This is a genomic window from Chitinophaga sp. 01L420 (assembly GCF_056399985.1).
In genome coordinates this window covers 308296-320330 of sequence record NZ_JBFTSK010000002.1, presented here as the reverse complement: position 1 = coordinate 320330, position 12035 = coordinate 308296, and the positions used below count along the sequence as shown (strand labels likewise).

Here is a 12035-nt window from a genome sequence, read left to right as displayed (position 1 = left end):
TTCATTCCCTATTTTTGCAGCGTTTATGGAAGCAGTTACAATAAAGAATAATCGCCCGGTAGCCATCTGGTTATATATTGGTGTGGGCATGTTGATCGTGCAGGTATTGCTAGGCGGAATTACCCGTTTGACCGGGTCGGGGTTATCCATCACTGAATGGCAGCCGCTGCTAGGCGCATTTCCGCCTATGAATGAAGCCGCATGGGAACGCGCGTTTGAGGGCTATAAAAAAATAGCGCAATATCAATATGTAAATAGTCACTTTACCTTATCTGACTTTAAGTTTATCTTCTTTTGGGAATGGCTGCACCGCGACTGGGCCCGGTTAATGGGGCTGGTATTTATTGTGCCTTTCATTTATTTCATTATTAAGAAGAAGATCAATAAGAGTATGATCAATCCTATGATCATATTATTTGTGCTGGGCGGTTTGCAGGGATTGATAGGATGGGTGATGGTAATGAGCGGCCTGAACGAAGAAAACTTATATGTGAACCATATCCGTTTGGCTATCCATTTTATTTCCGCATTGGTGCTGCTGGCCTATGTGTTCTGGTTTGCGCTGAAACTCAGCGTCCGCCCGGTGGAAATACTGGAGGTGCCTGCTTTAAAGAAACTGAATATCTGGTTATTGGTATTATTGGTGATACAGCTGGTATATGGCGCCTTCATGGCCGGACTGCATACGGCACTGGTGGCAAGTACCTGGCCGGATATCAACGGTGCATGGATACCCGATGGCATGTTTTCACAAGGAAGCTTTGCTACAGATATTGCACATAATCCGATTACCATTCAATTTATACATCGTTGCCTGGCGTATCTGATCACCCTCCTGATTGCTATCTGGTGGTGGAAATCAGCTCAAACGCCGACTAACAGTCAACTGCATACCATCCGCTATTTGCCGTTGTTGCTGGTTTTATTACAGGTGCTGCTGGGCGTACTTACCTTGTTAAACAGCCAGGTTAAAATACCTATCAGCTATGGTATATTGCACCAGGGCGTGGGTATGTTGTTATTGCTTTCGCTGATATGGACACTTTTCCTCAGCAGAGGAACCACTAAATAAAGCGTAAAGCAGAAGGCAGAAGGCAAAAAGCTATTGAGGCGAATGATTAAAGCGAAAGGTTAATAACCTGCTTAGCTCATTCGCCTCAATAGCTTTTTGCCTTCTGCTTTACGCTTTAAAATCTATTATTCCGTAAATTTTCCGTAGGTTTATTTGTAATAATCGTCTGATGAAGGTGAAGTTATTACTGATAAAAACTTACTATTCTTTCCCTATACAGCTACTGCTCCTGCATTTCAGGAAGTACCAGGTGTTACTTATTTTTTGGGTGATACTGTTTAGCACCATCAATGGCGGTTTTGCCAAGGTGTTTGGAGGAGATGCATTGTACCTCGCCCCGGAATATCTGGGCAAAGTAAATTTCTACAGCACTACCATATTAGGATTGGCCACAGGCATGTTTATCATGAGCTGGCAAATCACCACTTTCATTCTGCATACTGGCCGGTTTAAATTTCTGGCCACTACTTCCCAGCCGTTTTTCAGGTATTGCCTGAATAATGCGATTATTCCCATGGTATTTATTCTCAGCATGCTTTACCGCGGGTGGGAATACCAACGTTATGAAGAACTGAGCTCTATTCCCGATATCCTGTTGCTGGGAGAAGGTTTTATCTGTGGGGTATTGTTTATTTTCTTTTTCTGCTTCTTTTATTTTTTTAATGCAGATAAAAATATCGGTCGCCGTCTGGAAAAGCGTTTCGGAAATCCGCGCAACTTTTTGCGTATGATCATGAAGCCCACACAGGAGCCTGATGAAAATGCGCTGCCGGTGCATAACTACTTTTCTACACCCTGGCGCATACGGAGGGCCAGAAATGTAGATCACTACAACAAGCACTACCTCGACAGTATCCTAAAACAGCACCATTTTGCTGCCATAATCACCGTAGGGTGTTCCCTGATTTTTCTGATGATACTGGCCTATATGATGGATTATGATGTATTCCGGATTCCCGCTGGTGGTAGTGTACTGATCTTCTTTGCATTCCTCATTGGTGTGGCAGGGGCCTATTCTTATATGTTGCAAACCTGGTCTATTCCTATTTTGCTGGTGATGCTGTTTGGCCTCAACTGGATGGTAGAACATAACTGGGTAGATAACCGTAACAAAGCCTATGGCCTTAACTACCGGCAAAAGAAGGAGCGCCCGGAATATAGTGTGTCTGCATTGCAACAGTTTTTTACCAGGGAAAAATATGAAGCGGATAAGAAGCAAACCATCGAAATTTTAGATAAGTGGAGAAAGAAATTTCCGGCAAATAAAAAGCCTCCACTGATTGTCATGAATTTCAGTGGAGGTGGTAGCCGTTCTGCCGCATGGAGTGTAAATGTGATGCAGCGGCTGGACAGCTTGTTACATGGCCGCTTAATGGAACATACTGTGTTGATGACAGGTGCTTCCGGCGGCATGCTGGGCGCCAGCTACTTCCGGGAGTTGTATTATGAGCAGCAACAGGGAAAGCCGATTCGTCTTACCAGTCCAATTTATGCGGAGAAGGTATCAAGGGATTTGCTTAATTCTGTTTTCACCGCCTTAGCCGTAAATGATTTTATTACACCCTGGAGGAGTTTCAGCATAGGTAAAAACCAATATGCGAAAGACAGAGGCTATGCTTTTGAAATGCAGCTGAATGAACATACCGATAGTGCATTGGATAAAACCCTGAAGGATTACCGGCAGCCGGAAGCAAATGCAGAAATTCCGATGTTGATATGGAATGCCACTATCAACGCGGATGGGCGCCGCTTAATGATTTCACCACTGCCGATCAGTTATTTGTGTAGCCCGCAATACCTGTATCCAACGCGACAGGTAAGAGATATAGACGGGGTGGATTTCGCGCAGTATTTTGCTGCGCAGGATGCTATGGATCTGCGGGTTACCAGTGCTATCCGTATGTGTGCTACTTTCCCTTATGTACTGCCTAACGCGTTCCTGCCCAGCAATCCTATTGTAGATGTAATGGATGCAGGAATTCGTGATAATTTCGGTCAACAAACCACCTTGCGCTATCTCTATACTTTTAATAAGTGGATCAATGAAAACACCAGTGGTGTAGTATATATACAGATCCGCGATACGCGCAAGAACGATATTTCCCCGATCAAAAAGACGAAAGACCTCAGCGACCTGCTGTTTGAGCCGCTGTTTACCATGCAACAGCACTGGAGCGCTATGCAGGATTTTGACCAGGATGATTTGTTGAATTATATGGAAGGATATTTCCCCGACAAGTTTCATCGGGTTATTTTCCAGTATGTACCGCAGAAGCAGGATAAGGCGGCCGCTTTATCGTGGCATCTGACTTCCCGCGAAAAGCTGGACATCGCCCATGCGTTGGACAATCCGGCTAATCAGAGTGCCCTGGAATATGTGGTGAAGCTGTTGGAGGAGCAGTAAATCTATTCCTGCAAAAACTTCAGCAGGGGAGCGATGAATTGCGCATATGCTTCAATGTGGGGAAGATGTCCTACACCTGGAATGGGGACCAGCGTTGCATGGGGAATTTTTTTGGCTGCATTATTCCCCAATTCCGGATAGTTCCCCATGGTTTTACGTACCTCTTCCGGCACATTGGCTTTGCCCAATGCGGTTCGGTCACGTTGTCCGATGATCAGGAGGGTAGGAGCTTGTATATTTTCGAATTCGTATAATACAGGTTGCGTAAAAATCATGTCGTAGGTAAGCGCTGAATTCCACGCTACCAGGGAGTAATCGGGGTTGCTGGTCCAGCTGGCCTGGAGTTGGGCCCATTTATCGTATGCAGGCGACCACTTGCCGGCATAGTAGCTGTCCATCATATATTGTTTGATTTTTTCGTAGTTCTGTTGCAACTCTGCTTTGTACCATTTATCTATTGACTGATACGGCACTTTTATTTTCCAGTCTTCCAATCCAATAGGATTTTCCAGGATGAGCTTCTCCGTTACTTCAGGATACATCAGGGTGAAGCGTGCGGCGAGCATGCCTCCCATAGAGTGTCCGAGTATGGCGGTTTTGCTGATGTGGAGGGTGTCCAGCAGGGCTTTGGTATTTTGAGCCAGTTGCTGAAAGGTATATTGCAGGTGTGCTGGCTTGGAAGATTTACCAAAACCGACCTGATCCGGTATGATTACACGGTAACCATTATTGCTGAGGTCGGCGGCAGTGGTATCCCAATAGGCGCCGCAGAAGTTTTTGCCGTGCAGGAGTACAATGGTTTTACCGTTGGGTCTGGATGGTTGTACATCCATATAGGCCATCTGTATGGGTTGGCCCTGTATCTGGAGTTTTAGAAAATGTACGGGGAAAGGGTATTTATATTGTGACAGGGTGATATCCTGGGCTGGTATTTGTTGTGCTTGTATTGGGTTATAAATGAATAGGAGACAGGCTATTGCCAGCGGGTATAATTTCTTCATCATAAAAGTCGATTATGCCGTTAAAACGCAGTGGGGGAATCAAAATTAACGCCACAAAACTAATTGGTTACCATATTTGCTTATAATTAATTGTAAATCAATGGTTGTCAGTATGTTGCAACATGGATCTGCGGCGTGACTAAATGATTACATTTATTTAAAACGTGTTCCCTTCATTCTCGCTAGGTTTTCGTACCTTTGCGCCTTCTTTTTRTAGCTATTAGCGTAAATTTTGTTAATGGCTGATAGCTAAAGACTTAAGTATATGAACATTCGTAATATCGCAATTATTGCACACGTAGACCATGGTAAAACTACTTTGGTTGACAAAATCCTTCATCAGGCTAATGTATTCCGGGCTAACCAGGAATCAGGAGAACTGATCATGGATAGTAACGATCTTGAAAGAGAACGTGGTATCACCATCTTCAGTAAGAACGCTTCTATTGAATACAAGGGAACCAAAATCAATGTGATCGATACTCCAGGCCACGCCGACTTCGGTGGTGAAGTGGAAAGGGTATTGAAAATGGCTGATGGTGTTATCTTGCTGGTGGATGCTTTTGAAGGACCTATGCCGCAGACACGTTTTGTGTTGCAGAAGGCTTTACAGCTGAATCTGAAACCTATTGTTGTTATCAACAAGGTAGATAAAGCTAACTGTCGTCCTGACGAAGTACATGATGCTGTGTTTGAATTGTTCTTTAACCTGGACGCTACAGAAGATCAACTGAACTTCCCGACATTTTATGGCTCTGGTAAGAATGGCTGGTTCAACAGTTCATTAGAACAGAGTGAAGATATTTCCCCGCTGATGGATGGTATCCTGCAGTATGTGCCGGAACCTAAAACTCCAGAAGGCAATCTGCAGATGCAGATCACTTCCCTGGATTACTCTTCTTTCCTTGGCCGTATCGCCGTAGGTAAAGTAGCACGTGCTTCCATCGAAGAAGGTCAGTGGATTACTTTAATGCAGACAGATGGTACCAGCAAAAAGCAGAAAGTGCGTGAGTTGTACATATTTGAAGCATTAGGTAAAAGAAAAGTAACTAAAGTATTCGCCGGTGATATTTGCGCGGTAGTTGGTATTGAAGGTTTCAACATTGGTGATACTATCGCTGATGCAGAAGAACCAGAAGCATTACCAATCATCAGTGTAGATGAACCTACCATGAACATGTTGTTTGGTATTAACAACTCTCCGTTCTTTGGTAAAGATGGTAAGTTTGTTACTTCCCGTCACCTGCGTGATCGTTTAATGAAAGAAACTGAAAAGAACCTGGCACTGCGTGTAATGGATTCTGACAGTGCTGATAGCTTCATGGTTTATGGTCGTGGTATCCTGCACTTAGGTGTATTGATTGAAACCATGCGTCGTGAAGGTTATGAATTAACTGTTGGTCAGCCACAGGTAATCGTTAAACACGTAGATGGTAAAAAATGCGAACCGTACGAAACCCTGGTGGTAGACGTTCCGCAGGATTTTGCCAGCAAGGTAATTGATCTGGTAACTCGTCGTAAAGGTGAGATGCTGATCATGGAAACCAAGGGTGAAATGCAACACCTGGAATTTGAAATTCCTTCCCGTGGTTTGATTGGTCTGCGTACACAAATGCTTACTGCAACTGCAGGTGAGGCTGTAATGGCGCACAGATTTAATGATTATAAAGCATGGAAAGGTGCTATCCCAGGCCGTAACAATGGTGTGCTGATCGCGAAAGAAGCTGGTACTACTACCGGTTATTCTCTGGATAAGCTGCAGGATAGAGGATCTTTCTTCGTTGATCCAGGAGAAGAAGTGTACAAGGGTATGATCATTGGTGAAACCAACAAACCAGGTGACCTGGTGGTGAATCCAAACGAAGGAAAGAAACTGACAAACATGCGTGCGAGCGGAACTGATGGTGCGGCTAACATTGCGCCTAAAATTCTGATGACACTGGAAGAATGTATGGAGTACATCCAGCATGATGAGTGTATTGAAGTTACACCAAACTTCATCCGTATGCGTAAGGTTACCCTGGATGAGGAAGAACGTAAGAGAACAGCTAAGAGCATGAAAGCGGAAGCTTAATTGTTTTTTTGTAAGATAACTAGTGAAAAAAGAAAAACCCGCTCCGATTACCGGAGCGGGTTTTTCTTTTTCGGGGTTAAGGGTCAAAAAAATCCCCGCCCAGGACAAGGCAGGGATGTGCATACTAACCCAATGCTTACTAAAACTAAAACTAACTTCTATGTATATCTTATAAATAGTAAGATCTAATTCAATTCTTTAGCAACTTTCAAAAAGCGACCATCATTAAGCAGCATCCTGCTTTTCCTGAATCTTCACTTTAATCTTCGCTTCAATTTCTGTTGCCAGTTCAGGATTGTCGTTCAGCAGTTGTTTCACTGCATCACGGCCCTGACCTAATTTATTGGTGTCATAGCTGAACCAGCTACCACTTTTCTGAATAACACCATATTCAACACCCATGTCAATGATCTCACCCATTTTAGAAACCCCCAGACCATAAATGATATCGAATTCTGCCTGGCGGAATGGAGGGGCTACTTTATTCTTCACCACTTTCACTTTCACACGGTTACCAATTGCTTCGTCACCGTCTTTTATCTGACTCATACGGCGTATATCCAGTCTTACTGATGCGTAGAATTTCAACGCATTACCACCGGTGGTCGTTTCAGGATTACCAAACATAACACCTATCTTTTCACGTAACTGGTTAATGAATATGCAGCAACAATTTGTTTTTGAAATGGTGGCTGTCAATTTACGTAGTGCCTGTGACATCAAACGGGCTTGTAATCCCATTTTGCTTTCACCCATTTCACCTTCCAGTTCACTCTTTGGTACCAGGGCGGCAACGGAGTCAATTACTACTACGTCTACTGCTCCGGAAAGAATCAGACGATCTGCTATTTCCAGCGCCTGCTCACCATGATCCGGTTGTGATATTAACAGGGAATCTACGTCAACTCCCAGCCTTTTTGCATAGCTGCTGTCAAAAGCATGCTCCGCATCTATAATGGCACATATGCCACCTTTTTTCTGTGCTTCGGCAATTGTATGTATGGCAATCGTTGTTTTACCAGAAGACTCAGGTCCATATATCTCGACAATTCTTCCTTTTGGTAAACCACCAATTCCAAGCGCAATATCAAGACCCAGGGAACCGGTAGAGATAACCTCCATTGGCGCTTCCGCTTTTTCTCCCATCATCATCACAGATCCCTTACCGAAATCTTTCTCAATCTTGTCCATTGTGAGGCGCAAGGCCTTCAGTTTTTCTGCATTGGCTGTAGACATATCATTAATGTTTTTACAAATTTAAAAGATAGCTGATCACAATTAGAAAGCATGTTAATTGGATTGCTAAGTTATGATCTAATTTTTTATTTTCCTAAAATTTTTAGCAATTTCTTTCAAATGCTAAATAAACTAGTATTCTCTTTCCGGCTGTTATTTTTACTCCGTTCTATTACTTACATCCTGATTCTCAAATCCTTAAAAGGGTTAATCCCTAATGGCATAACAAAGATGCTAACCCATTACGCATTGAATGTGCGTAATAACAAACACGTCAAAAAAAATTATAGATCTGCAAAAAGGAGAATTCTACTGCATTTTTAAAAAGCGTAGTTATACTCTTGAGTATCATCAGAGAATGTTTGACTTTTGTATTGTCAAGTTTAGTTGTTGAAGTTAATCCCCTACTGTTTGTTAAAGTTGTTTGTTAGCCTGCCTTGTGGCCTTGCATCCAATGTGTGTAAAAGATACGGTGAAGTGGTCCAGGTTAAACCCCAAAAAGTTTTTTATCGCCATTCTATATTCTGTTCTCCCTGTTCCCTGTATGGCTATTACCAGCAGGGAAGAGGGAAATAGAATGGTGATTTATACTTATTTTACTAATATCCAGCAGGACGCCAGCTGTGAAACAATACCAATCAGGAAACCAATATAAATTTCACGTGGTGTATGCGCTTCCAGCACCATACGGGCAGTAGCCACTATTCCGGCTACAAAAAAGGTGATCAGCAGTGGCACAGACACATTCATATGCATACCCCACATCAATGACAATAAAAATCCGATCACACCTCCCCAGCCTACTGTATGCATGCTGGTCTTGATAAAATTATTAGATATAAAAGAAATGGAAATACTCAGGAAAACGCCCAGGAAAAAGGCGGTGTAGAACTTTGGCGCCCGGCCTTCCTGCAAAAAAGTATAAAAAGCCCAGAAATAATAGGTGATCATCGCCACATATGGAATGATCCTGTCCCGCTGGGTCTTCATATATATAGAGGAAACAAATTTCAGCGCTTTGGCCAGTAACATCGTCAGTACCGGAAATCCTATACTGATAATAGCTACCCTGAAATAAAGCATGTCAAAAGCAAAACGCTTGCTTAATGACTTGAACGCTACCATATATTCAGGAATAGATTGTAGCACCAAAAACGTTACCAGCAGCGGAATGAACAGCGGATGAGTAAGATAGGAAATGATTTGTGCCAGTGATCTCATCACAGGTGAAAACTCCGGCGCTGCATGTAAATTTCCGTTCCGGTCTAAAACAGCTTGTTCTTGCATGGTATGGTTTCTTATAATTCTTTACGTAAACGGGCTACCGGTATATTCAGCTGTTCCCTGTATTTGGCCACCGTACGGCGGGCAATATTGTATCCTTTATCCTGCAACATCTTCGTCAGATTTTCATCACTTAGCGGCTTACGCTTATTCTCTGCCTCTATAAGATCCGATAAAATCTTCTTCACTTCCCGGGTAGATACTTCTTCTCCACTGTCGGTAGACAGTGACTCTGAGAAGAAAAACTTCAGTTTAAAGGTACCGAACTCGGTTTGTACATATTTACTGTTCGCCACACGGCTTACGGTAGAAATATCCAGCTGTGTACGATCCGCGATATCTTTCAGGATCATAGGCTTCATCGTGGTTTCATCTCCCGTAAGGAAAAATTCGCGCTGATAATCCATGATAGATTCCATGGTAGACAGCAAAGTATGTTGCCGTTGCTTAATGGCGTCTATAAACCATTTTGCTGCATCAATTTTTTGCTTGATGAATAATACCGCTTCTTTCTGGCGCTTATCCTTTTTATCACCACGGTCATATTCTTTCAGCATTTCCCGGTAACCACCGGAAATACGCAGATCCGGCGCATTGCGTGAATTCAGCGTCAGCTCCAGTTTGCCGGCATTATTCAATATAAAGAAGTCAGGTAACACATAGCTTTCAGCTTTATTGAGCGTGGCAAAGTTGCCGCCCGGTTTCGGCGTTAGCTTAATAATCTGTGTGATGGCTTCTTTCAGGCCTTCGTCTGTAAGACCCAGCGCCTTTTGTATCTTCTCGTAGTGCTTCTTGGTAAATTCATCAAAGTAGTTCTCCAGGATCAGATAAGCGTTATGTACGCCGGGATCATCCTGCACTTTGCGTTTTAACTGCAGCAGTAAACACTCTTTCAGGTCAGTAGCACATACTCCTGCAGGATCAAAGTCCTGTATCTTTTTGATCAGGGTATTAATTTCTTCCTCTGTGGTGTCGATGTTCTGGGAAAAGGACAGGTCATCTACCATAGAGCTTATTTCCCTGCGCAGATATCCGTCATCATCAATGCTACCTATAATATGTTCGGCAATAGCATTCTGGTGGTCGTCCAGCTCCAGCATGCCCAGCTGACTTAGTAAGTGCTCGTGGAAGGAAGTCTCCACCCGGATAGGGATGGTTTTATTGCTTTCATCAGGGTCAGGATAGTTATCATCCCGCAGCTTGTAATCTGCTACATCATCATCTCCCTCACTTACGTATTCAGAAATATCTATGTTGTCGTATTCGTTTTCACTACCGTCTGGTTCAAATTCATCCTCTTCAGCAGGTGTTTCAAATTCTTCCTGTTCCTTGAACTCATCTTCACCGGCTTCTTCACCGTATTCCAATGCCGGATTCTCTTCCAGTTCCTCTTTAATCCTTTCTTCCAGATTGACAGTAGGTACCTGCAGCAATTTCATGAGCTGAATTTGCTGTGGTGAAAGCTTCTGTAATAATTTTTGCTGTTGTGTCTGCTTTAACATAATTGTTCCCTAGAGGGCAAAATTAATAAGTATAAGGTTAACTAAGCAGTTAGCCTTTAGCTTTCAGCTTTTAACAAATGCAGCGAAGATAATAGTATGTTGATCTTTGCTGCATTTGTTAAAAGCTGAAAGCTAATGCCTAATAGCTCTACAGGTCTAATTCCAATTGCTCCGGCAACAGTCGGAATGTTTTCCGGTGGTAAGGCGTATCGCCAAACTCCCGTATCGCATTACGGTGTTGCTTTGTAGGGTAACCTTTATTCACATTCCATCCGAAATGAGGATAAGTAGCATGTAACTGCTGCATATATTCATCCCGATAGGTTTTTGCCAGAATGGAAGCCGCTGCAATGGAAGCATATATACCGTCGCCCTGTATAATACAGGCGTGTGGCGTATTGCCGTATGCGTAAAAACGGTTACCATCTACCAGTATGAACTCCGGTTGCTGCTGTAGCTTTTCCAATGCCAGATGCATGGCCTTGAAAGAAGCTTTCAGTATATTTATCTTGTCTATTTCTACATTATCCACACTCGCCACGGCATAGCAAATTGCTTTTTTCTCTATTACTATCCGTAGTTTATCCCGGTCAGCTGGCTTCATCTGTTTCGAATCATTCAGCAATGGGTGCCTGAATTTCTTTGGCAGAATAACTGCTGCCGCAAACACAGGACCCGCCAGGCATCCTCTTCCGGCTTCATCGCAGCCGGCTTCTGTTAATAATTCCTGATGATAAGAAAGTAGCAAATCCTAATATATTAAGCCGGGTAAAATTACAAGATTAATGTACAAGGAACAAGGATTGTGGAATTTTGAAGCTATACTGCAGTATTCTCTTAATCCTTCTTAAACAGATCTTTGAAATCCTGTTTAAAGTCTGTCCACTCTTTATCAGATTTTTTCATCAGCTGATCAGCGGCTGCCCGGGTACTGTCCCAGGTTTGTGCGCTGCTGCTTTTTACGTCTTCCAGCTTTTTATTCATCTGCGCTTTCAATGCTTCCAGTTTTTTACGGGCAGCTACACTTTTTTCATCTCCATCTTTCTTTAGCTCCGTGGTGGTCTGGTCTATTTCTTTAATTCTTTCACGGATGGCATCTTCGGCCTGTTTCTTTTGCTCGGATAAATAATCACCCGTATTGCTGGCGGCAGATTTTAAATCCTCACCGGCTTTCTGCAAATTGTCTTTTACGTCTTCCTTTTTTTCCTGCTGAGTAGTGCTCTCGTTACAGGCGAAGAACGCGGCAATGCCTATTATTAAAAATATTTTTTTCATGCTTCTACAGTTTTTTTCAATTTAATAAAATATTGGCATAGCCATCCGGCTGTACCCCCTTATCAAAACATATTCCAGTTTTCCTGTTTACCCCGGAATCACATAAAAATAATTATCACATAAAGGCGCTACTAATCCTTATACCTGCGCCCGGTAACGAAAAAATAGCTAGGTTTGAGGTCCTTAA

9 protein-coding genes are annotated in these 12035 nt (G+C 43.0%); 3 read left to right on the top strand and 6 right to left on the bottom strand.

What is annotated here, in order from left to right:
- Positions 1 to 25 precede the first annotated feature (25 nt).
- Together AC1DP6_RS03075 and AC1DP6_RS03070 are read left to right on the top strand one after the other, a co-directional pair.
- Positions 26 to 1072 carry a COX15/CtaA family protein gene (locus AC1DP6_RS03075; protein WP_477053523.1) on the top strand — a complete coding sequence of 349 codons (1047 nt, stop codon included), beginning with the start codon at positions 26 to 28 and terminating at the stop codon, positions 1070 to 1072.
- A gap of 169 nt (positions 1073 to 1241) precedes the next feature.
- A complete protein-coding gene (locus tag AC1DP6_RS03070) occupies positions 1242 to 3476 on the top strand; it encodes a patatin-like phospholipase family protein (protein WP_477053522.1) in 2235 nt (744 codons plus the stop codon).
- Between the two features lie 2 nt (positions 3477 to 3478).
- Here AC1DP6_RS03070 and AC1DP6_RS03065 read toward each other — a convergent pair whose 3' ends face one another.
- Positions 3479 to 4480: an alpha/beta fold hydrolase gene (locus AC1DP6_RS03065; RefSeq protein WP_477053521.1), complete on the bottom strand. Its 1002-nt coding sequence runs from the start codon at positions 4478 to 4480 to the stop codon at positions 3479 to 3481.
- A gap of 262 nt (positions 4481 to 4742) precedes the next feature.
- On the opposite strand from AC1DP6_RS03065, the gene typA reads away from it, so the two are divergent.
- The gene (typA, locus tag AC1DP6_RS03060) at positions 4743 to 6551 is read left to right on the top strand and encodes a translational GTPase TypA (protein ID WP_477053520.1); all 1809 of its coding nucleotides are present in this window, start codon (positions 4743 to 4745) and stop codon (positions 6549 to 6551) included.
- Between the two features lie 225 nt (positions 6552 to 6776).
- Here typA and recA read toward each other — a convergent pair whose 3' ends face one another.
- From recA to AC1DP6_RS03035, 5 genes are all read right to left on the bottom strand, one after another.
- Positions 6777 to 7787, bottom strand: a complete 1011-nt coding sequence (gene recA, locus AC1DP6_RS03055; protein WP_477053519.1) for a recombinase RecA — start codon at positions 7785 to 7787, stop codon at positions 6777 to 6779.
- A 591-nt stretch (positions 7788 to 8378) separates the two neighbouring features.
- The gene (locus tag AC1DP6_RS03050; protein WP_441578238.1) at positions 8379 to 9074 is read right to left on the bottom strand and encodes a hypothetical protein; all 696 of its coding nucleotides are present in this window, start codon (positions 9072 to 9074) and stop codon (positions 8379 to 8381) included.
- Between the two features lie 11 nt (positions 9075 to 9085).
- Positions 9086 to 10573: an RNA polymerase factor sigma-54 gene (rpoN, locus tag AC1DP6_RS03045; RefSeq protein ID WP_441578237.1), complete on the bottom strand. Its 1488-nt coding sequence runs from the start codon at positions 10571 to 10573 to the stop codon at positions 9086 to 9088.
- A 148-nt stretch (positions 10574 to 10721) separates the two neighbouring features.
- Positions 10722 to 11321, bottom strand: coding sequence for a ribonuclease HII (locus AC1DP6_RS03040; protein ID WP_477023763.1), 600 nt, complete (start codon positions 11319 to 11321; stop codon positions 10722 to 10724).
- Between the two features lie 89 nt (positions 11322 to 11410).
- On the bottom strand, positions 11411 to 11848 hold the full coding sequence (locus tag AC1DP6_RS03035) for a hypothetical protein (protein WP_477053518.1): 438 nt from the start codon (positions 11846 to 11848) through the stop codon (positions 11411 to 11413).
- Positions 11849 to 12035 lie beyond the last annotated feature (187 nt).

What these genes read in the sequence shown, in the direction of transcription:
- AC1DP6_RS03075 (WP_477053523.1), top strand. Translation starts at nt 26, where the DNA reads ATGGAAGCAGTTACAATAAAGAATAATCGCCCGGTAGCCATCTGGTTA.
- AC1DP6_RS03070 (WP_477053522.1), top strand. Translation starts at nt 1,242, where the DNA reads ATGAAGGTGAAGTTATTACTGATAAAAACTTACTATTCTTTCCCTATA.
- AC1DP6_RS03065 (WP_477053521.1), bottom strand. Translation starts at nt 4,480, where the DNA reads ATGATGAAGAAATTATACCCGCTGGCAATAGCCTGTCTCCTATTCATT.
- typA (WP_477053520.1), top strand. Translation starts at nt 4,743, where the DNA reads ATGAACATTCGTAATATCGCAATTATTGCACACGTAGACCATGGTAAA.
- recA (WP_477053519.1), bottom strand. Translation starts at nt 7,787, where the DNA reads ATGTCTACAGCCAATGCAGAAAAACTGAAGGCCTTGCGCCTCACAATG.
- AC1DP6_RS03050 (WP_441578238.1), bottom strand. Translation starts at nt 9,074, where the DNA reads ATGCAAGAACAAGCTGTTTTAGACCGGAACGGAAATTTACATGCAGCG.
- rpoN (WP_441578237.1), bottom strand. Translation starts at nt 10,573, where the DNA reads ATGTTAAAGCAGACACAACAGCAAAAATTATTACAGAAGCTTTCACCA.
- AC1DP6_RS03035 (WP_477053518.1), bottom strand. Translation starts at nt 11,848, where the DNA reads ATGAAAAAAATATTTTTAATAATAGGCATTGCCGCGTTCTTCGCCTGT.